This is a genomic window from Kitasatospora sp. NPDC001132 (assembly GCF_053598415.1).
On sequence record NZ_JBSFKF010000010.1, the window covers coordinates 244,711 to 265,466 of the forward strand.

The 20,756-nt window shown below is 73.7% G+C and carries 18 protein-coding genes; 12 read left to right on the top strand and 6 right to left on the bottom strand.

The features are described 5' to 3' along the window. Positions 1–604 precede the first annotated feature (604 nt). The 11 genes from ACWDBE_RS16910 (at position 605) to ACWDBE_RS16960 (ending at position 11,817) form a co-directional block, all read left to right on the top strand. Positions 605–2,380, top strand: coding sequence for an ABC transporter transmembrane domain-containing protein (locus ACWDBE_RS16910; protein ID WP_449788740.1), 1,776 nt, complete (start codon positions 605–607; stop codon positions 2,378–2,380). Between the two features lie 43 nt (positions 2,381–2,423). Beyond that, on the top strand, positions 2,424–4,196 hold the full coding sequence (locus ACWDBE_RS16915; RefSeq protein ID WP_449808407.1) for an ABC transporter ATP-binding protein: 1,773 nt from the start codon (positions 2,424–2,426) through the stop codon (positions 4,194–4,196). Positions 4,197–4,331: 135 nt separating this feature from the next. Then, positions 4,332–4,577, top strand: coding sequence for a LapA family protein (locus ACWDBE_RS16920; protein WP_449788738.1), 246 nt, complete (start codon positions 4,332–4,334; stop codon positions 4,575–4,577). Then, a complete protein-coding gene (locus ACWDBE_RS16925) occupies positions 4,574–5,353 on the top strand; it encodes an amino acid ABC transporter ATP-binding protein (protein WP_449788737.1) in 780 nt (259 codons plus the stop codon). The genes ACWDBE_RS16920 and ACWDBE_RS16925 overlap by 4 nt, the downstream gene beginning before the upstream one ends. A 174-nt stretch (positions 5,354–5,527) precedes the next feature. Next, positions 5,528–6,409: a glutamate ABC transporter substrate-binding protein gene (locus ACWDBE_RS16930; protein ID WP_449808408.1), complete on the top strand. Its 882-nt coding sequence runs from the start codon at positions 5,528–5,530 to the stop codon at positions 6,407–6,409. Between the two features lie 11 nt (positions 6,410–6,420). Next, a complete protein-coding gene (locus tag ACWDBE_RS16935) occupies positions 6,421–7,065 on the top strand; it encodes an amino acid ABC transporter permease (protein ID WP_449808409.1) in 645 nt (214 codons plus the stop codon). Further along, positions 7,062–7,931 carry an amino acid ABC transporter permease gene (locus tag ACWDBE_RS16940; RefSeq protein ID WP_449788734.1) on the top strand — a complete coding sequence of 290 codons (870 nt, stop codon included), beginning with the start codon at positions 7,062–7,064 and terminating at the stop codon, positions 7,929–7,931. The genes ACWDBE_RS16935 and ACWDBE_RS16940 overlap by 4 nt, the downstream gene beginning before the upstream one ends. 284 nt (positions 7,932–8,215) lie before the next feature. After that, positions 8,216–9,121 (top strand): LysR family transcriptional regulator, encoded by a 906-nt coding sequence (locus ACWDBE_RS16945; RefSeq protein WP_449788878.1) that lies wholly within the window; start codon positions 8,216–8,218, stop codon positions 9,119–9,121. An 89-nt stretch (positions 9,122–9,210) separates the two neighbouring features. Beyond that, entirely contained in the window at positions 9,211–9,792 is a 582-nt protein-coding gene (locus ACWDBE_RS16950) for a cysteine dioxygenase family protein (protein ID WP_392875662.1), read from the top strand. Between the two features lie 13 nt (positions 9,793–9,805). Beyond that, positions 9,806–11,002 (top strand): YeiH family protein, encoded by a 1,197-nt coding sequence (locus tag ACWDBE_RS16955; RefSeq protein WP_449808432.1) that lies wholly within the window; start codon positions 9,806–9,808, stop codon positions 11,000–11,002. A 104-nt stretch (positions 11,003–11,106) separates the two neighbouring features. Then, complete coding sequence (locus ACWDBE_RS16960) at positions 11,107–11,817, top strand: spermidine synthase (protein WP_449808410.1); 711 nt, start codon at positions 11,107–11,109, stop codon at positions 11,815–11,817. A 183-nt stretch (positions 11,818–12,000) separates the two neighbouring features. Here the strand turns inward: ACWDBE_RS16960 and ACWDBE_RS16965 are convergent, their stop codons facing one another. The 3 genes from ACWDBE_RS16965 to ACWDBE_RS16975 form a co-directional block, all read right to left on the bottom strand. Next, positions 12,001–13,875 carry a hypothetical protein gene (locus tag ACWDBE_RS16965; RefSeq protein WP_449808411.1) on the bottom strand — a complete coding sequence of 625 codons (1,875 nt, stop codon included), beginning with the start codon at positions 13,873–13,875 and terminating at the stop codon, positions 12,001–12,003. Positions 13,876–14,093: 218 nt separating this feature from the next. Beyond that, positions 14,094–14,954 carry a TetR/AcrR family transcriptional regulator gene (locus ACWDBE_RS16970; protein WP_449808412.1) on the bottom strand — a complete coding sequence of 287 codons (861 nt, stop codon included), beginning with the start codon at positions 14,952–14,954 and terminating at the stop codon, positions 14,094–14,096. Between the two features lie 95 nt (positions 14,955–15,049). Next, positions 15,050–15,589, bottom strand: a complete 540-nt coding sequence (locus ACWDBE_RS16975; RefSeq protein ID WP_449788730.1) for an NUDIX hydrolase — start codon at positions 15,587–15,589, stop codon at positions 15,050–15,052. A gap of 121 nt (positions 15,590–15,710) precedes the next feature. On the opposite strand from ACWDBE_RS16975, the gene ACWDBE_RS16980 reads away from it, so the two are divergent. After that, positions 15,711–16,934, top strand: a complete 1,224-nt coding sequence (locus ACWDBE_RS16980) for a serine hydrolase (RefSeq protein ID WP_449788876.1) — start codon at positions 15,711–15,713, stop codon at positions 16,932–16,934. A gap of 86 nt (positions 16,935–17,020) precedes the next feature. On the opposite strand, the gene ACWDBE_RS16985 is transcribed toward ACWDBE_RS16980, so the two are convergent. From ACWDBE_RS16985 to ACWDBE_RS16995, 3 genes are all read right to left on the bottom strand, one after another. Then, entirely contained in the window at positions 17,021–17,344 is a 324-nt protein-coding gene (locus ACWDBE_RS16985) for a nuclear transport factor 2 family protein (RefSeq protein WP_449808413.1), read from the bottom strand. Positions 17,345–17,655: 311 nt separating this feature from the next. Then, the gene (gene exaC, locus ACWDBE_RS16990) at positions 17,656–19,179 is read right to left on the bottom strand and encodes an acetaldehyde dehydrogenase ExaC (protein ID WP_392875681.1); all 1,524 of its coding nucleotides are present in this window, start codon (positions 19,177–19,179) and stop codon (positions 17,656–17,658) included. 568 nt (positions 19,180–19,747) lie between these two features. Next, entirely contained in the window at positions 19,748–20,695 is a 948-nt protein-coding gene (locus tag ACWDBE_RS16995) for a terpene synthase family protein (protein WP_449808414.1), read from the bottom strand. Positions 20,696–20,756: the final 61 nt, after the last annotated feature.

The following is a 20,756-nucleotide window of genomic DNA, read 5'->3' on the forward strand; positions in this document are numbered from 1 at the left end:
GGAGCGGGCGAAACTTGAGTGAAGCTTTGCGAGGGTTTGCCCTGGGTGGCGGCCCCGCCGGTGGCGGGGCGGAGACCGCCCTGGTGGGGGACCGTCGGGGAGCCGTGAGGACCTCCGGGGGCGTGTGGGGGCTTGTGGACTCGCGTGCGGGGGGCGTGCGGAGACTGTGCGCTGGGGCGTGCGGCCCGGCGTGCAGGGGGCGTGCGGGCCATGGGGTGCGGCGGTGTGCGGGGTGTGGCGTGCGGGGGTTGCGCGGTCCGTGGGGTGCGGGGGCGCGGGGGTGGGAGGCCGCGGTGGAAAAACCTGTTGCGCGGATCACACGGAGCTTGGCAGGCTCGCGGCCATGACCTCCTGACTTCCGGGCCCTTCGTGCCCGTTCCATCTCCGTCCGGTGTCTCCTCCGGGCGCATCGCCGATGTCGCGCCGGCGCCGTGCCGCCGCGCCGCGCATCATCCGTCCGTCGGCTCCGGCCACCTGCCGTTCGGCCGCCGCCCGCGCTGCGCGCACGTCACCGAGGCGTTCCGTGCGCCCTGTTCCCCCGAACTCCCCGTACCCCGTGCGCCCGTGCACACCCGCACCCGCGCACCGCTCGCATCGGAGTGTCATGCTGCTCACCCCTCTGCCGCTGGCCGACCCCGGCAGTCCCGACCTCTCCTCACCCCTGGCCTTCCTGCGCTGGCTGCAGCGCAGCCAGTGGCGCGGGCAACTGCTCGCCACCCTCTGGGCGCTGATCGAGACGGGGTGCCAGGCCGCCCTGCCGGTACCGCTCGGGTTCGGCGTGCAGGCCGCCGTGGACGGCGACGCCGGCGGGATCTGGCGCTCCGGCGGGCTCCTGCTGCTGCTGGGCGCGGGTGCCTCGTTCGGGACGGTGCTGCTGCACCGTCAGGCGGTCTGGAACTGGATCCACGCGGCCACCCACGTCCGGCAGTTGGTGGCCCGGCAGGCCTCGCACCTGGGGGCCGGGCTGTCCCGCCGGATCGCCACCGGCGAGGTCGTCGCGGTCGGCAGCGGGGACGTCGAGCGGATCGGCTGGTACGTCGAGCTGGTCGCCCGGGTCCGGGCCGCGGTGATCGTCTGGCTGGCCGTGAGCGTGGCGGTGCTGACGGTCGATCCGGTGCTCGGGATCGGGGTGCTGCTCGGCGTCCCGGTGCTGGCGGCCTCCGTCTGGCCGCTGATCGGCCCGTTCGAGCGGCGCTACGAGCAGCAGCGCGCCCTCGGCGGCAAGGCCACCGAGCTGGCGGCCGACACCGTCGCGGGGCTGCGGGTGCTGCGCGGCATCGGCGGCGAGGAGCTGTTCCTGGAGCGGTACCGCGCCGCCTCCCAGAAGGTCCGCGCGGCGGCCGTCCGCTCGTCCCGGATCTGGTCGCTGATGCAGGCGCAGCAGGTGCTGCTGCCCGGGCTGTTCGTGGTCGGCGTCACCTGGTACGGCGCCCGGCTGGTGGCCGACGGCGAGCTCGCCGTCGGCACCCTGATCGCGGTGTACGGCGCGACGGCCTTCCTGGCCGCTCCGCTGCGCGTCCTGGGCGAGGCGGCGCACGCCTGGAGCGTGGCCCGGGTCTCCGCCGGGCGGGCCGTGCGGGTGCTCTCGCTGGCCCGGACCGCCGGCACCGCCGAGGCCTCGCTGGCCAGGCCGGACAAGGCGGACCTGCACGACCCGGCGAGCGGGCTGACCGCGCGGGCCGGCGAGCTGACCGCGGTGGTCTGCGGCGACCCGGACTTCGCCGGGTCGCTGGCCGAACGGCTGGGCGGGCACGTGCCGCTGGCCGAGGGCGAACGGGCGCAGGCCTCGGTGCGGCTCGGCGGCACGGAGCTGGACTCGGTGCCGCTGGCCGAGGCCAGGGCGGCGGTGCTGGTCCACGACAAGGAGCCGGTGCTGCTCTCCGGCACGCTGGCCGAGCTGTTCGACATCCCCTCCTCGGGGCGGGTCCCGGCCGCCGCGGCCCTGGCGGCGGCCCGGTCCGACGACGTGCTGGAAGCCCTGGTGGACGGCTCGCCCGAGTGCGGGGGCGACCCGATGCGCGCCCGGATCACCGAGCGCGGACGCTCGCTCTCCGGCGGGCAGCGCCAGCGGCTCGCGCTGGCCCGCGCCCTGCTGGCGGACCCGCCGGTGCTGGTGCTCGACGAGCCCACCAGCGCGGTGGACGCGCACACCGAGTCGCGGATCGCCACCGGGCTGCGGGACACCAGGGCGGGCCGCACCACCGTGGTGTTCGCGACCAGCCCGCTGCTGCTCGACCAGGCGGACCGGGTGGTGCTGCTGCAGGAGGGCCGGGCCGTCGCGGCCGGGCGGCACCGCGAGCTGATGCGGACCGAGCCGGCCTACCGGGCCGTGGTCACCCGCGAGGAGGAAACGGCCCGTCCGGTGGGTGGGGCCGTATGAGGACCGCCGTCAAAATCCCTGCCCCACACGCGAGGAGTACGTCATGAAGCCCCCCGTCCAGGAGGAACAGGGGCCCGTCGCCACCCTGCCGGTCGGTTCCCCGGCCGCCGTGCGCGAGTACCTGCTGCTGCTCGCGCGGCGGCACCGCGCCGGGTTCTCCGCCGTGGTGGTGCTGCACTCGACGGCCACCCTGGCCGGGCTGGTCGGGCCGTGGGTGCTCGGCCGCCTGGTCGAGTCGCTGGCCACCGGCACCGCCGGGTCCACCATCGCGGTGGCGGTCACCTGGTACCTGCTGGCACTGGTGGCCCAGGCGGCGTTCACCGGCTGGTCGCGGATGCGCGGCGCGGTGCTCGGCGAGCGGGTGCTGGCCGACCTGCGGGAGGACTTCCTGGTCCGCTCGGTGGCTCTGCCGACCGGTGTGCTGGAGCGGGCCGGCACCGGGGACCTGGTCTCCCGGGGCACCACCGACGTCGACCGGCTGGACAAGTCGGTACGCGAGGCGGTGCCCGAACTCGCCGTCGCCGTGGTGTCGTTGCTGCTGGTGCTCGGTGCGCTGCTGGTCACCTCGCCACTGCTCGCGCTGACCGCGCTGATCGGGCTGCCACTGCTGCTGGCCGGCTCCCGCTGGTACTTCCGGCGCGCGCCGCAGTCCTACCGCAGCGAGGCGGCCGGGTACGCGGCGGTGAGCAACGTGCTGGCCGAGACGGTCGACGCCGGGCGGACGGTAGAGGCGCTGCGGCTGGGCGACCAGCGGGTCCGGTTGACGGACCGCAAGCTGCGCGAGTGGCTGGCCTGGGAGCGGTACACCCTGTGGCTGCGCTTGGTCTGGTTCCCGACCATCGACGCGGTCTACACCACGGCGGTGCTCGCCACCCTGGTGCTCGGCGGACTGTTCACCCTCCGAGGCTGGATCACCGTGGGCCAGTTGACCACCGGCGTGCTCTATGCGCAGATGCTGACCGGTCCGGTGGACCTGATCCTGCGCTGGTACGACGAGCTCCAGATCGGCCAGGCCTCGCTGGCCCGGCTGGTCGGCGTGCGCGAGGTGCCCGAGCACGAGGGGGACGAGTCCGCCCGGCCGGACGGCCGTCGGGTCGAGGCCAGGGACGTCCGCTTCGGCTACCGCGAGGGCGCCGACGTCCTGCACGGGATCAGCCTGGACGTCGCCCCGGGCAGCCGGGTCGCGCTGGTAGGGCCGTCCGGGGCGGGCAAGTCCACCCTCGGCCGGCTGCTCGCCGGGATCTACGCCCCCGGCCGCGGCAGCGTGACCCTCGGCGGGGCGGCGCTGGCGCGGATGCCCGCCGAGCGGGTGCGCGCGGAGGTCGCGCTGGTGAACCAGGAGCACCACGTCTTCGTCGGCACCCTGCGGGACAACCTGCGGCTGGCCGCGCCCGACGCGGACGACACCGAGCTGCGGGCAGCGCTGGAAGCGGTGGACGCCGGGGCCTGGGTGGACGCCCTGCCGGAGGGGCTGGACACCGAGGTCGGCTCCGGCGGCACCTCGCTGACCCCGCCGCAGGCCCAGCAGCTGGCGCTGGCCCGGCTGGTGCTGGCCGATCCGCACACCCTGGTGCTGGACGAGGCCACCTCCCTGCTGGACCCGCGGGCCGCCCGCCACCTGGAGCGCTCGCTCTCCCGGGTGCTGGAGGGCCGGACGGTCATCGCCATCGCCCACCGGCTGCACACCGCGCACGACGCGGACGTGATCGCGGTGGTCGAGGACGGGCGGATCAGCGAGTACGGCAGCCATCCGGACCTGGCCGCGGCGGGCGGTCCGTACGCGGCGCTCTGGCGGTCCTGGCGGGACGAGCGGTAGCGGGAGGTCCGGGCCGGGGAGCTTCCGGGGAGCTTCCAAACCCGTACGGGGCTCGATTACCCCGTACGGGTTACTCCCCGGCCCGGAATGGCGCGTAATCGGGCAAATCGGCCGTACGGCCCGCAGACTGCTCCGGTGACCAAGATTTCAGACGGCTCGTCCCGCTCCTCCCGCGGTGAGATCGGTGGGATTCCCACGCGCTACATCGGGATCGGCGTCATCGTCGTCCTCGCCGTGTGGTTCCTGTTCGCCAACCTCGACAGGGTGCAGATCCAGTTCTGGGTCTTCACCGTCACCGCGCCGCTCTGGATCGCGCTGCTGGCCACGCTGATCGCGGGCGTCGTGCTGGGCTGGCTGTTGAAGGGGCGGCGCAGCAAGTGACCGCGGCCCCCGGGCCGGCCCCGACCGGCGCCTCGGCCTTCACCCCGCTGATCGAGGTGCGCGGGGTCAACAAGCACTTCGGGGACCTGCACGTCCTCCAGGACATCGACCTGACGGTCGGGCGCGGCGAGGTCGTCGTGGTCATCGGGCCGTCCGGCTCCGGCAAGTCCACCCTCTGCCGGGCGATCAACCGGCTGGAGCCGATCGAGGACGGCACCATCCTGATCGACGGCGAGCCGCTGCCCGAGGAGGGCAAGGGCCTGGCCAGGCTGCGCGCCGAGGTCGGCATGGTGTTCCAGTCCTTCAACCTGTTCGCGCACAAGACCGTGCTGCAGAACGTCTCACTCGCGCAGATCAAGGTCCGCGGGCGGCCCCGGGCCGAAGCGGACGAGAAGTCCCGCGCGCTGCTGGAGCGGGTGGGCCTCGCCTCGCACGCCGCCAAGTACCCGGCGCAGCTCTCCGGCGGGCAGCAGCAGCGGGTCGCGATCGCCCGCGCGCTGGCGATGGAGCCCAAGGCGCTGCTGTTCGACGAGCCCACCTCGGCACTCGACCCCGAGATGATCAACGAGGTGCTGGACGTCATGCGCCAGCTCGCGAGCGAGGGCATGACGATGGTCGTGGTCACCCACGAGATGGGCTTCGCCCGGGCCTCCGCCAACCGGGTGGTGTTCATGGCCGACGGCCGGATCGTCGAGGACCGTGCCCCGGAGGACTTCTTCAGCGCTCCCGAGAGCGATCGCGCCCGGGACTTCCTGTCCAAGATCCTGAAGCACTGAGGCGGCGCCGTGAACCGTGAGACGACGCCCGCGGCTCGGCGCCTGACGACGTCCGTGGCTCGGCCTCTGACGACGTCGTCCGCGGCGCAGCCGGTCGCGAGGCCCGTGGCGACGTCGGTGACGAGGCCCGTGACGAGGCCGGTGGCGAGGCCCGCCGCGCGGGCGGGGAGGCGGGTGCTCGCCGCCGTCCTGCTGCTCACCGCGCTGCTGGCGGGTTGCGGCAAACCCGGCACCCCGCCGCTCAAGGGCCCGCAACCCAGCGCGCTGCCCACCTACCAGGTGCAGGACGCCTCCGCGATCACCGGCTCGCCGACCCTGGACGCCGCCCGCAGCCGGGGTTACCTGGTGGTCGGTGCCAAGGAGGACCAGCCGTACCTGGGCCAGAAGAACCCGGCCACCGGCGAGTACTCCGGCTTCGACATCGAGATCGCCAAGATGGTCGGCGCCTCGCTGGGCTTCCCGCCCGACCGGATCCGGTTCAGGACCATCGCCTCTGCCAACCGCGAGACCGCCCTGCAGAACGGCCAGGTGGACTACTACGTCGGCACCTACACCATCAACGAGAACCGGAAGAAGCTGGTCGGCTTCGCCGGCCCGTACTTCATCGCCGGGCAGTCGCTGCTGGTGCGCAGGAACAACGACACCATCCACGGTCCGGAGGACCTGGACGGCAAGAAGGTCTGCTCGGCGGCCGGTTCGACGCCGTACCAGCGGATCCAGTCGCAGTTCCCGAAGGCCAAGCTGATCGGCTACGACACCTACTCGGCCTGCGTCGACAACCTGATCACCGACCAGGTCGAGGCGGTGACCACCGACAACGCGATCCTGCTCGGCTACGCGGCCAAGGTGCCCGACGAGCTCAAGGTGGTCGGACCGCTGTTCTCCACCGAGCCGTACGGGATCGGGGTGCCGAGGGAGGACACCGTGCTGCGCGGCGCGATCAACGACGCGCTGGAGCACCACATGCAGAACGGCGACTGGCAGAGGGCCTTCGAGGCGACCCTCGGCCTCTCCGGGGAGCCGGCGCCGACCCCGCCGCAGATCGACCGGTACTGAGAGGCCACGCCGTGAAGACGCTGACCGACAACTGGTCGACCTACTGGGAGGGCTTCCTCGGCACGCTCTCGCTGTTCGTGGTGAGCGCCGTGCTGGCGCTGGTGCTGGGCGTGCTGGTCGCGGGCTTCCGGGTCTCACCGGTCAAGCCGCTGCGGGTGTTCGGGACGCTGTGGGTGACGGTGCTGCGCAACACGCCGCTGACGCTGCTGTTCTTCATCGTGGTGCTGGGGCTGCCCCGGTTCAACATCACCCTGCCCTTCTACACCTTCGCGGTGCTGGCGCTGGGCTGCTACACCTCGGCCTTCGTCTGCGAGGCGATGCGCTCGGGCATCAACACGGTGCCGGCCGGGCAGGGCGAGGCGGCCCGCAGCCTCGGCATGAGCTTCGGGCAGACGATGGGCCAGGTGGTGCTGCCGCAGGCGTACCGCTCGGTGGTGGCACCACTCGGCAGTGTGATGATCGCGCTGGCGAAGAACACGGCGATCGCCGGTTCGTTCAGCGTCACCGAACTGCTGGGCACCTACCGGACCATCAACGAGCTGGGCTACAGCATCGTCTGGACCTTCGTCTGGATCGCCGTCGGTTACCTGATCATCACCCTGGCCATCAGCGCCGTCTTCAACCTGCTGGAACGACGAGTGGCGGTGTCCCGATGACCGTTGAATCCTCGGCGCTGTACGACGTCCCCGGTCCGAAGGCGCTCGCCCGGCACCGGCTGTACGGCGGGATCGCGCTGCTGCTGATCGCGGCGCTGATCGGCTGGGTCGTCTACATGATGTTCCACACCCAGCAGTTCACATACGAGAAGTGGATGGCCTTCGAGTACCGGGGCGTGCAGGAACTGCTGCTGCGCGGGCTCGGCAACACCCTCAAGGCCTTCGGCTGGACGGTGCTGTTCGCGCTGCCCTTCGGCGCGCTGTTCGCGGCCGGGCGGCTCTCCGACCACCGGGTGGTGCGCTGGTTCGCCACCCTGGTGGTGGAGTTCTTCCGGGCCATGCCGGTGCTGGTGATGATCTTCTTCGTCTTCGTCGCGCTCAAGGTGCAGCCGCTCTGGGCGCTGGTGGCCGGCCTGGTGCTCTACAACGGCTCCGTGCTGGCCGAGGTGTTCCGGGCCGGCGTGCTCGCCGTGCCCAAGGGGCAGCGGGAGGCGGCGTACGCGCTCGGCATGCGCAAGACCCAGGTGATGTCCTACGTCCTGGTGCCGCAGGCCAACCGGGCGATGCTGCCGGCCATCATCAGCCAGCTGGTGGTCGCGCTCAAGGACACCTCGCTGGGGTTCCTGATCACCTACGAGGAGTTCCTGCACGCGGGCAAGCTGATCGCCACCAACCTGGACTACGACCTGCCGTTCATCCCGGTGGTCATGGTGATCGCGCCGATCTACATCGGCATGTGCCTGCTGCTCTCCTGGCTCGCCCGCTTCGTGGAGCGGCGCAGCCGGCGCAGCCCGAGCGTGCGCGGCGGGGCGCCGGTGGTCGAGGCCGGGGTGGCGATGGGGCTGCCGCCCTCGGTGCAGCAGTGACGGTGCGGTACTGAGAACGGGTGAGGTACCGAGAAGGTGAGGTACCGAGAAGGAGCGGTCCTGAGCAGGCCGGTTCGGGGCTGAACCATAGGTGCGGGTGGGGTCGGGGTCGATACCTCCAAATTCCTCTTATGATTCTCGGGCGCCCGGACGCGGCCGAAGCACGGCTGCGGCACGGCCGGGGCACGGCCGAAGTGCGGTATCGGCACGGCCGGAATGTGGTCGACGCGTGGCCGGAGCGGGCTGCCGAAGGTGGCGAGCGGGTGGGAGGGATCATGGAGCCGGTGTTCGATTCGCGGCACATCAGGACGTTCCACGAGGTCGTCCGGGCCGGCTCCTACTCGGCCGCCGCCCGCGAACTCGGCTACACCCAGCCCGCCGTCACCCAGCAGATGAAGGCGCTCGAACGCACCGTCGGCGTTCCGCTCTTCACCCGGGCGGGGCGCGGACTGCGGCTCACCGAGGCCGGCGAGGCGCTCTCCCGGCACGCCGAGCTGATCCTCGGCAGCATGTCGGCCGCCCAGCAGCAGCTCGCCGCGCTCGCCCGGCTGCGCGCCGGGCGGGTGCGGGTCTGCGCCTTCCCCAGCGCCAACGCCACCCTGATACCCCAGGCGATGGCCCGGCTGCTGGCCGAGCACCCCGGCGTGCGGGTGGAACTGCTGGAGGCCGAGCCGCCGGACTCCGTCCAGCGACTGCTGCGCGGGGAGTGCGACATCGCGCTGGCCTTCCGCTACCCGGGCGGGGCCACCGAGGTGCCGGAGGGCCTGGACGAGATCCCGCTGATGGAGGACCTGCTCACGGTGCTGCTGCCGGTCGGGCACCCGCTCGGCCGCCGGCACGCCGTACGGCTGGCCGACCTCGGCGGCGAACGCTGGATCGCCGGCTGTCCGCGCTGCCGGGCCAACCTGCTGCACGTCTGCGCGGAGGAGGGTTTCGCGCCGGACATCGTGTTCTCCACCGACGACAACCTCGCGGTGCAGTCGCTCGTCGCCGCCGGGGTCGGGATCGCGCTGATGCCGGCGCTGGTGCTCTCCTTCATGTGCCACCGCAAGGTCACCGGGCGGGCCGCCGAACCGCACCTGCGGCGGCAGGTGAGCGCGTACGTGCTGCGCGAGCACCGCCGGATCCCGGCCACCGGACTGGTGCTGGACCACCTGCGGCAGGCGGCGGCGAGCCGGGTCGGGTGCTGAGCAGTCCGACCGACACATAAGCGTTGATGGGGAGGTTGCTTACAAACCCTCCTTGGACGTGATGGGTCGATCCATTCGAACCTGTGGGGATGACACCCTCAGCCACGGTCGGCAGCGGCCGACTCACCGAGCGGATGACCGCGCTGATCAGTGAGATCCGCGCCGTCGTGGACCGCGGGCTCCCGCCGGAGCTCACCGCCTACCTGGTCGGCGAACGCCTCGCCCCGCACCTGCACGCCGACCCGGACGGGCCGGACGCGCTGCTCACCGCCGCCCAGCGCGAGGGCGACCCGCAGCGCTACCGCCAGCACGTCCTGCACGCCGAGGAGGACGGCAGCTTCTCCGTCGTCGCCCTGGTCTGGCTGCCCGGACAGCAGACCCCGATCCACGACCACGTCTCCTGGTGCGTGGCCGGCGTCCACCAGGGACAGGAGAGCGAGACCCGCTACCGGCTGGTCTCCGAAGGCCCCACCGCCCGACTGGTCGAGACCGAGCACGTGGCCGGCCCGGCCGGCACCGTGGCCGCCTTCGCCCCGCCCGGCGACATCCACCTGGTGCGCAACTCCTGTAGCAGCACGGCGATCTCCATCCACGTCTACGGCGCGGACGTCTCACGGCTCGGCACCAGCATCCGGCGGGTCTACCGGCTGCCCGCCGACCGGCAGCAGTGAGCGCGGCGTGGCACTGACTCTTCGGCAGACGCTCCGGCACCGCGCCGCCCGTACCCGTTCGCTGCCCCCGACGCGCGGGGACGCCCCCGGGCTGCTGCTCGCGGCGCTCGGAGTGGCCGCCGCTCTGGGCGTCCACGCGCTGGTACCGGCCGTGCCCGAGCTCACCGCCGCCGTCGTGCTCGGCATGGTGGCGGCGCACCTGCCGGGATTGCGCCCGGTGGTCCGCGGGATCGCCCGGCCCGGGCTGTCCACGGCCGGGAAGCGGCTGATGCGGCTCGGGATCGTCCTGCTCGGGCTCAAGCTCAGCCTGGACGACGTGCTCGGCCTCGGCTGGGCCACCGTCGCCATGGTGCTCGCCGTCGTCGCGGCCACCTTCGCGGGAACGCTCTGGCTGGGCCGGCGGCTCGGCCTGCCGGGGGACCAGCCGCTGCTGGTCGCCACCGGCTACTCGATCTGCGGGGCCTCGGCGATCGGCGCGGTCAGCCAGGCGGCGGGCAGCGAGGAGGAGGACGTCGCGGCCTCGGTGGCGCTGGTCACCCTGTGCGGGACGCTGGCGATCGCCGTGCTGCCACTGCTCCAGCATCCGCTCGGGCTCGGCGAGTTGGAGTTCGGGCGCTGGGTCGGGGCGAGCGTGCACGACGTCGGGCAGGTGGTCGCCACCGCGCAGACCGGCGGGCCGGGGGCGCTGCGGGAGGCGGTGCTGGTCAAGCTGATGCGCGTGGTGCTGCTGGCGCCGCTGGTCGCGGGGGTCGCCGTGGCGGTGCGGCGGAACCTGCGGGCGGCGCGGGTGGCGGCCTCGGTTTCGGTTTCGGCGGAGGTTCCGGTGGGGGCCTCGGTGGGTGCCCCGGCGGGGGCTTCCGCGGTCGGCGGGGCGCGCGACGGGGCGGGCGACGGCGCGGGCGGGAAGTCGGGTGAGAAGCCGGGTGGGAAGTCGGTGAAGGCAGGCAGCCGTCCGCCGATCGTGCCGCTGTTCGTGGCGGGGTTCCTCGCGATGATCGTCCTGCGGACCACCGGAGTACTGCCCGAGCGGGCGCTCGGCCTGGCCGCGGACGCCCAGGAACTGCTGCTGGCCGCCGCGCTGTTCGGTCTCGGCAGCGCGGTCCACCTGCCGACCATGGCCCGCACCGGCGGGCGGATCGCCCTGCTCGGGCTCGGATCCTGGGTGGTCGTCGCGGGCGTCTCGTACGCGGGGGTGCTGGTCACGAACTGACGGGCCCGGATGCGGACTCGGCTATTGTCGGGCGGGTGACCGCCCCGCCCCGTAACGGGTCGGCCCCGCAGCCGAGTTCGACCCGAGTCCGCCAAGGAGGACGGATGACCACCGCACTGCCCGAACGCGACGGCCACGAGGCCGTTGTCACGCTCGACCGGCGGGAGGGCCCGTACGGCGAGGTGGTGCTCCGGCAACGCGGTCGGGACTTCGAGATCATCGCCAACGGCTGCTTCCTGATGGACACCGCCGATGGGCGTTCGGAGCGGCTGCTCATCCAGGCGGCGCTGGACGAGCTGGACCGTACGGGCCGCGCGGCCGAGCGCCCGTCGGTGCTGATCGGGGGCCTCGGGGTCGGCTTCTCGCTGGCGTACGCGGCGGCCGAGCCGCGCTGGGGGCGGATCGCCGTCGTCGAGCGGGAGACCGCGATCATCGACTGGCACCGGACCGGCCCGCTCGGCGCCTTCTCGGACGGCGCCCTGGACGACGAGCGGGTCGAGGTGTTCCACACCGATCTGCTGGAGTACCTCGCGGCGGCGGACGGCGAGCGCTACGACGCGCTGTGCCTGGACATCGACAACGGACCGGACTGGACCGTCACCGAATCCAACGACGGGCTGTACGGCGCGGACGGACTCGCGGTGCTGTGGCACCGCCTGCGGTCGGGCGGGGTGCTGGCCGTGTGGAGCGCGCAGCCCTCGCCGGCCTTCGAGGAGGCGCTGCGGGCGGTGGGGTTCACGGATGTGATGACGCACGAGATTCCGGTGGCCCGGGGGGTGCCGGACGTGGTGCACCTGGCCCGGCGGGCGGCTTGAGGGCGGAGGACCACTGGTAGTAACGGATGACAGCTAACGGCTGACAGCCGACAGGTAACAGATTTCAGATTTCGTTCGCTGAAATCTGAACCTTGTCAGCTGTCGGCTGTCACGTGTCACCCGTTCGTCGCGGCGGCGCGCAGCGGCTCCTCCCGCACCAGCAGCTCCCCGTATCCCTCCGGCTCAGCCGAACGGGCGGTTCTCCGGTGCGGCGTTGGCTTCGTCCGTCTCGTCCGTCGGCTCCGGTTCGGCCGCCGACGCGTCCGCGAAGCCGTCCATGGCGAAGGGGTTGAAGTCCGGCGGCGGGACCATCACCGGGGTGCCCTTGCGCGGGGTGGGTTCCTGGCTGTCCGCGGGCTGCCCCGAACCCTGGTCCGTCGTTTCCGCCGCGGTGGGCGGGGCCTGGGCCGGGATGACGGGCGGGGTCGTGGGCGGTGGCGGGACGGCCGGGCCCTGGGCGGGCAGCGTGGTGCCGAACGGATCGGGCTTCTGCTCGGCCGCGACCGTGGTGCCGAACGGGTCGGCGATCGGAGCGGCAGCGGAGGGCTGGGTGGCGGGCGGGTCGCTCGCCACGTCCGGGCTGCCGTCCATGGCGAAGGGGTTGAAGTCCGGCGGTGGGACCATCACCGGGGTGCCCTTCGGCCTGTCCGCGGCATCCTGCGCCGTCTCGTCCCCACCGGCAGCGGGGGCCTCCGCCACCGGCGCGAAGGGGTTGAAGTCCGCGGGAGGCACCCGTACCGGCGTGCCACGCAGGTGCACGGGCTTCTCCGCCGACTCCTCCTCGACGGCGGCGGGTTCAGGAACGGGCGCAGGAACAGGCGCGGGCTCAGGCTCGGGAAGGGGAGCCGGAGCCGGAACAGGTGCCTGGGTCGGCACGGTGCCCACCGCGGTCGGCACGCCGTCCCAGCCGAACTGGATGCTTTTCAGCAGCTCCGCGAACGCCTCCGTGTACAGCTCCCAGTCCTCCGGCCGCGCCGTGGACAACTGGGCGCACAGCACCGTCCCACCGTCCGGCAGCGGGACGAAGGCCTGGACGGCCGAGGTGACCACCCAGCGCCGCTGCCCGTCGGCGGCCAGCGGGCCTGGCACCGGGACGGTCCGGCCCTCGACCAGGACGGCGGCCGGCCCGGCCGGCAGCAGGACGGTCCACACCTCGGCGTGCCGCCGGACGGTGGCCAGCTCGGTGGCGAGCGCGGTGATCGGCAGCGGGTGCCGGGCGAGCGAGACGACGAGGGTGGCGTCCGAGTAGCGGCCGTCCAGCTCCAGGGCGCAGACGCCGGCGTAGACGACGCCCGCGTCGCGGATCAGGTCGGCCAGGGTGGCGGAGATCACCGCGAAGTCGCGCCGGGGCTCCGGGCCGGTGGCGCTGAACAGTTCCTCGGCGACCTCGGCCAGGTGCCGGGCCAGTTCGTCGGCGGCCGCCACGGTGGCCGGGGCGGCGCCGCCGGTCCGGTCCGTGCCGTCGGGCAGCGGGGGCACCGCCCGGGCGGAGACGCCGGGCGGACCGTCCGGGGAGGTGAGCGAGTGGAAGCCGGGCGGCACGACCAGCCGGACCTCGGCGCCCGCGCCGGTGGGCAGTTCGACCGGCTGACGGGTCTGCTGCCCGGCCGCCAGCGCGGCCAGCGCGGGGGCGAACGGCGGACGCAGCTTGGCGTCGGCGAACTCGCCGGTGACCGGGAGCTGGAACAGCGCGGCCGAGGTGGTGCCCCGGTCGGCGATGGCGCCGCGCACCGCGCCGCCGCCGTAGCGGGTCTGGAGCGCGGCGACCACCCGGTCGGTGAGCCGTGCGCCGGTGCCGGGACGGGCGGTGCCCGCGGTGGTCACCGTGCCGAGCCGGTCGACGGCGGTGTGCACCGGGCCGTTGGGGGCCAGCGGCAGGCCGAACAGCGCCTCGCCGGCCGGGTGTTCGCCCGTCCGCAGGGCGCTCAGCGAGGCCGCCGGGTGGCGAGAGGTGTGCTCGTCGAAGAGGGCGTCGGTGAGGGTGCCGAGGGTCGCGCAGACCTGCTCCGCTGCCGCGAAGGGGTTGGCCTCCACACTGAACTGGACGTCCTGGGTCAACTGGTGAGCCCCCCGCTCTGCTCCGTCTGCCGTCGGTGGTTCGAGTGGGACCGGGCGCGCCGCGGCGGCGTGCCGTCAGATCCCTGCTCATTCCTATCAGAGCCCACCGTCAGGACCGAACCGCAGGATGACCCGATGATCACGCGGACGGCCGGCGCGGCGACGACCTCGGCCCCTCCCCGGTAACCGACCCGTGACCGACCCGGCGACGGCTCCGGTCACTCCGCGGCGGCTCCGGCGGCCTGCGCGGACCCGTCGTCGGGGGCGCCGGCGGCGAGCGCGGTGACCGCCTCGACGATCCCGGGCACGGCGAACAGTCCCGCGAGGTCCCGCACCAGGCGCCCGGTCGGGCCGTCCGGGCGCTCGTCGGCGAAGAAGGAGGCCAGTTCGGCGGCGAGAGCCGGCTCGCGGGCGGCGGTGAGGGTGAGCGCCGCGACGAACTCCTGCACCAGGTGCAGCTGGAGCTCCTCCAGCGGCACCGAGCGTTCGGCCAGCCACTCCAGCGAGGTGATCTCGGCGTTGGCGATCCAGGCCCGGACGGTCAGCCGCAGCCCGACACCCGGCGCGGGGATCGCCAGGTGGGCCAGGATCTGCTCCTGCGCGGCCCGGCGCACCTCGTCGATCACCGCCGAGGTGCCCGCGCTGGCCGCCACCGAGCCGCCGCGAAGCAGCGCGGCGAAGCCCGGCCCGTGGCTCTGCACGAAGTCCAGGTAGCGGCCCATCACGCGGTGCAGCCGCTCCGACAGCGGCCCTTCCATCGGCTCCTCGAACCGGGCCGACAGTTCCTTCCCGGCCCGCCGCAGCGACTCCTCGTACAGTGCCTGCTTGCCGGGGAAGTAGTGGTACACCAGCGGCCGGGAGGCGCCCGCGGCGGCGGCGATGTCGTCGATCGACACCTCCTCCGGCGGCCGCCGGGCGAACAGTTCCAGCGCCACGGCGATCAGTTGCTCCCGCCGCTCGTCCACGCTCAGCCGCCGGCGCGGCCGCTCGCCCGCCGGCCGGGCGGAGCCGCCGGCGCCGGCGGCTGCGGAGGTCCGTGCTGCGTGGTCGGCCGTCGGCGACGGCGTACGGGAGGCCATGCGCGCCACCCTAGTTCGTCGAGGGCCGTCCGGTGGAGCCAGGGGCCCGGCGCGACCGGCCCGGGCACGGCTCCCGAGTCCCGCGGTCGCCGGGATCAGGCGGAGCGGAGGCCCAGATAGCGGCGGTAGGCCTCGACGCCGTCGGGGACGAACGGGTCACGGGTGAGGCGGTCGGCGAGTTCGGCGGGGGTGAGCCAGGCGTGCCAGGCGACCTCGGACTCCTGGGGGGAGACCGGGCCGTCCCACTCGGCCTCGTACATGTCGCACCACCAGGAGAGCCGGTCCTGGTCGAAGCCGTCCTGCTCGAACCGGTCCTGCTCGAAGAGGAACTTGAACAGCGGGCGCGGGGCGATGCCGTGGACGCCGAGCTCCTCCTCGGCCTCCCGGACGGCGGCCTCGGCGTAGGTCTCGCCGGAGCCGACCACGCCGCCGACGAACATGTCGTACGCGCCGGGGGCGAACAGCTTGGTGTCGGTGCGGCGGTGGACGAAGATCCGTCCGGCCGGGTCACGGACCAGGATGAAGACGCAGCGGTGGGTGAGCCCGCGCCGGTACACCTCGCCGCGCGCGGCGGTCCCGATCACGCGGTCGTGCTCGTCGACGACGTCCAGCAGTTCCTCGGCAGGGTTGGTCATGGGGGACAGGTTAGGGTTTCCGGGCTCGGTTCGAACGAGTTCGGTCGAAGACGGTCGAATGACATCGAGAACGAGCGTGAGCGGCACGGGAAACAACGGAACTGGTCGAGGGCGGCGCGCGGTGGTGGAGATCTGGGGCGAGACGGCCGAGGGGTTCGAGCCCGTGCGGGCGGCCTTCGCCCGCAACTTCGCCGACTACGGCGAGCTCGGCGCGGCCTTCGCGCTGTACGTGCGCGGCCGCAAGGTGGTCGACCTGTGGGGTGGCGACGCCCGGCCCGAGGTCGGCGGCCGTCCGGCGCCCGCGGTGCCGTGGACGGCGGACACCGCACAGGTGCTGCGCTCGGTCACCAAGGGCCTGACCGCCACCACCGCGCTGCTGCTGGCCGAGCGCGGCCTGCTCGACCTGGACGCCCCGGTCGCCTCGTACTGGCCGGAGTTCGCGGCGGCCGGCAAGGGCCGGGTGCCGGTGAGCTGGCTGCTCTCGCACCAGGCCGGAGTGCCCGCGCTGGACGTGCCGCTGCGGTTGGAGGACGTGCTCACCTGGGAGCGCGCGGCCGCCGCCGTCGCCGCGCAGGCGCCCGCCTGGGAGCCCGGCACCGCGCACGGCTACCACCCGTACACCTTCGGCTGGCTGGTCGGCGAGGTGGTGCGCCGGGTGAGCGGCCGGACGATAGGCCGGTACTTCGCCGAGGAGATCGCCCGGCCGCTGGGGCTGGACCTGTGGATCGGACTGCCGGCCGGCGCCGCGCCCAGGGTCGGCAAGCTGGTCGACCTGCCGGCCCCGGAGGCGGCCAGGACCGGGCCGAGCGGGCTGCGGCTGCGGCCCAAGCAGGCCGTCCGGGACGCCTACCAGGACCCGGCCTCGCTGACCGCCCGCTCCTTCGCCTCGGTGCTCCCCGGCGTGGACCTCAACGACCCGGCGGTGCAGGCCGCCGAGATCCCCGGCGCCGGCGGCATCGGCACGGCCCGGTCGCTGGCCCGGTTCTACGCGGCGCTGATCGGTGCCGCCGACCGCCCGGACGGCTCCGGCGCGCTGCTGCCGCCGCTGCTCGGCCCCGAGGTGCTGGCGCGCGCGGTCGGCCCGGCGGTGAGCGGTCCGGACCGGGTGCTGATCGTCAACTCCACCTTCGGCATGGGCTTCTGGCGGCACGGCCCGACCGCGCCGATGGCCTCCCCGGCGAGCTTCGGCCACCCGGGCCGGGGCGGGTCGCTCGGCTTCGCCGACCCCGACCTGGGGCTGGGCTTCGGCTACGTCACCAACGGCATGCAGCCGGGTGTCACCGGGGACGTCCGCTCGCGGAACCTGATCCGCGCGGTGCGGGGGTGCCTGGGGCTGGACCGGTAGGGCGCGTCGGACGGCCGGCGTCGGACGGTCGGCGTCGCGCGCCCGGCGTCGGGCGTCAGGCGGGACCCGTCGGGCGCGCCCCGGGCTCAGGCCTGGCCGGTCTCGAAGCGGCTGACCTTCCCGCCGTCCACGGTGAAGCGCCAGGCGGTGCGCATCTCGCCCCAGGTGTCGTTGGTGAAGTTGGCGACCAGCGCGCGGCCGCCGTCGGATTCGGTCTGGACGTCCATCCGACCGTGGGTGGTGAAGATCTCGCGGTCGATCCAGTCCGCCAGGTTCCGGTCGGAGCCGTCGTCGGACATGGTCGCGTCCTCGGCGAGCAGCCCGACGAAGGCCTCGCGGTCGCCCGCGTTGATCGCGGTGACGGCGGCGCGGACGACGGGGTCGCTGAGCTTGGCGGTGGCGATGGTCACGGGGACTCCCGGGAGGGTGAGGGGTTGGGGGGAGTCCTGTCTACGGCGTTCGCGCGGGCTGTCCGGGCATGTCGGCGGCGCGTCGGTGAATCGGCCGCATTCCTGTGCTTTGATCCCCTGAACAGGCGATCCGCCCCGGAGCCCGCCACGGGGAGTGGCGAGGGAGCGGGAGGCCCCGGTGGGCCTCCCGCTCCGCTTTCCCGCCTGAGCGGTCCTCCCCGGTGCGCTGTTCCTCCCGGGCGCGCTGTTCCTCCCGGGCGTACGGGCCTGAGCGTTGTCGTACGAGCCTTCCGGGGTGTCCGGGCCCCGGCCTAGAAGAAGCCGACCGCGTCGGGGGAGTAGCTGACCAGCAGGTTCTTGGTCTGCTGGTAGTGCTCCAGGAGCGCCTTGTGGTTCTCCCGCCCGATGCCCGAGTTCTTGTAGCCGCCGAAGGCCGCATGGGCCGGGTAGGCGTGGTAGCAGTTCGTCCAGACCCGGCCCGCCTGGATGGCGCGCCCGGCCCGGTGGGCGGTGTTGAGGCTGCGGGTCCAGACGCCCGCGCCGAGCCCGTACTGGGTGTCGTTGGCGAGCGCGACGGCGTGGTCGAAGCCGTCGAAGCGGGTGACCGAGACGACCGGCCCGAAGATCTCCTCCTGGAAGACCCGCATGGAGTTGTCGCCCTCGAAGACCGTCGGCGTCACGTAGTAGCCGCCGGCCAGCGCGCCGCCGAGGTCGGCCCGCTCGCCGCCCACCAGGACCTTGGCGCCCTCGTCCCGGCCGATCTCGAAGTAGGAGAGGATCTTCTTCAGCTGCTCGACGCTGGCCTGGGCGCCGACCTGGGTCTCGGTGTCCAGCGGGTTGCCCTGGCGCATCGCGCGCACCCGCGCCAGTCCGTCGCCGAGCAGCCGCTCGTAGACCGGGGACTCGATCAGCGCGCGGCTGGGGCAGGTGCAGACCTCGCCCTGGTTGAGGGCGAACATCGCGAAGCCCTCGACGGCCTTGTCGTAGAAGGCGTCGTCGGCGGCCGCGACGTCCGAGAAGAACACGTTGGGGCTCTTGCCGCCGAGCTCCAGTGTGACCGGGATCAGGTTGTCGGCCGCGGAGCGGGCGATCAGCCGGCCGGTGGTGGTCTCGCCGGTGAAGGAGATCTTGCGGACCCGGGTGCTGGCGGACAGCGGGGCGCCGGCCTCCTCGCCGAAGCCGGTGACGATGTTGACCACGCCGGGCGGCAGCAGGTCGGCGGTCAGCTCGGCGAGCAGCAGCACCGAGGCCGGGGTCTGCTCGGCGGGCTTGAGGACGACCGTGTTGCCGGCCGCGAGCGCCGGGGCGAGCTTCCAGATCGCCATCAGGATCGGGAAGTTCCACGGGATGATCTGGCCGACCACGCCCAGCGGCTCGTGGAAGTGGTACGCCACGGTGTCCTCGTCCAGCTGGGAGAGGCTGCCCTCCTGGGCGCGCAGCGCACCGGCGAAGTAGCGCAGGTGGTCGACGGCGAGCGGGAGGTCGGCGGCCAGCGTCTCGCGCACCGGCTTGCCGTTCTCCCAGCTCTCCGCGACGGCGAGCTGCTCCAGGTTCGCCTCCATCCGGTCGGCGATCCGCAGCAGGACCTGCGCGCGCTCGGCGGCCGGGGTGCGGCCCCAGGAGGGGGCGGCGGCGTGGGCCGCGTCCAGGGCGGCCTCGATGTCCTCGGCGGTGCCGCGGGCGACCTCGGTGAACACCTCGCCGGTGACCGGGGTCGGGTTGTCGAAGTACTCGCCGCGCAGCGGGGGCGTCCATCCGCCGCCGATCCAGTGCTCGTACCGGGACCGGTAGGCGACGATGCTGCCGGGGGTGCCGGGGGGTTGGTAGACCGTCATGCTGGGTGTCTCCTCGCTGCGTCGGGCACCGCCCGGTGCGGCTCGGGCCACGGGCGGTGCGCCGGGCCGCCCGGCAGGGGCGGTCCGGCGGAGGGTACGGACACGCAATGGGACCGGCGCTCCGTCGGGGGCGCCCGTCGCGGAGCACGATAGCCGCCGGGCACCCGACGCGGCTACGGTCCGTGCGCCGGGCGGGTACGGAGGGTGCGCCTTCCGGTCGCTCTCGGGGGTGCGCGGGCGGGAGGGGCCGGCACGGATCACCGGGGACGTCCCGGAACGGGATCATCGCGGCTGCCCGGGGAGGGATCACCGCCGCTGCCCGGAGAGGGATCACTGCGGCTGTCCCGGAACGGATCACTGCGGGGGCGCGTGTTCCGGTCGCGCCCCCGCATGCGCTGTCGCGCGCCGCCGCGTGAAGGCGGGGCCGCCCTCATGGCGTGCCGCCGCACGCCGCCGTGCGTCGGGGGACCGCCCCCGTGGCGTGCCGCCGCACGCCTCCGCGTGGCCGGGGCAGCACCCTCGGGGCGCGCCACCGCACGCCCGTCGGACGGCTCCGGGCGCGTGGCGGTCACACCGCCTGGTACCGGCCGGTGCGGGCCTCCCAGCTGAGGTAGCCGGCCAGCCAGGTGAGCAGCCCGTCCGCGTACCGTTGGGCGATCGTCCCTTCGATCCGGGAGAGGCCCAACTCGCGGTGCACGTCCGGCAGTCTGTCGCGCAGCTCGGCGCAGCGGTCGACCATCAGCTGGGCCTCGGCGATGACCACGGCGCAGGCCTCCTCGGCCGAGCAGCGCCGCTCCCGCTGGACGATCATGACCAGGTTGTTCACGTCCCCGCGCGGCGCCTCCAGCGGGTACGATCGCACGTCGTTGCTGAGTGACGGTATGTCGGCCGCCAGCTGGCGGAGTTGACGCAGCACCGGGTGGTGCAGGACGGCGGCCGGGACCTCGAACTGGCCCAGGCGCTCGACCATGTCGAAGATGGTCTCCATGGCCGCGGTGCCCCGTCGGAGCTCCAGGTAGCCGTCGCGGTCCGGTGGCCGGGTGGAGATCCGGCCGGCCGCCTCGGCCGGGTGGCTGGCCAGGTAGTACTCCCAGTTGTAGGCGGCGCGGGCCTGCCAGCGGGCCGGCATGCCCTGCACGCTGCGGTTCCACAGGTCGGCGAAGGCGGTCTCGACCGGGGACCCCTGGTCGGGGCGGGCGCCGTGCAGGACGGCGATCAGCCGCTCGCAGATCGGGGCCACCTCGGCGGGGCGGCGGCCGAGCGGGCCGTCGAACTGGTCGTCGAAGAGGAAGTAGAAACCCATCAGGTCGGCGGCCAGGGCGAGTTCGTCCGGACCGGCGTCCGGGTAGCCGAGCGCGGCGAGGTCCACCACCTCCCAGTGCGCGTAGCCGGGGTGGTCGACGTCGGGCAGCAGCGGATGGCGGATCAGCCAGTCCCGGTGCAGTTCGGTGGCGCGCCGGCCGTGCGGACTGCGGCGGTGCGGGAACGGAATCTGAAGTGAAGTGTCGTCAGACATCGGACTCCCGGTGCAGCGGAGGGTGGGGGCGCTTCTTATTCGAGCACTGTCGGTGTGGGGA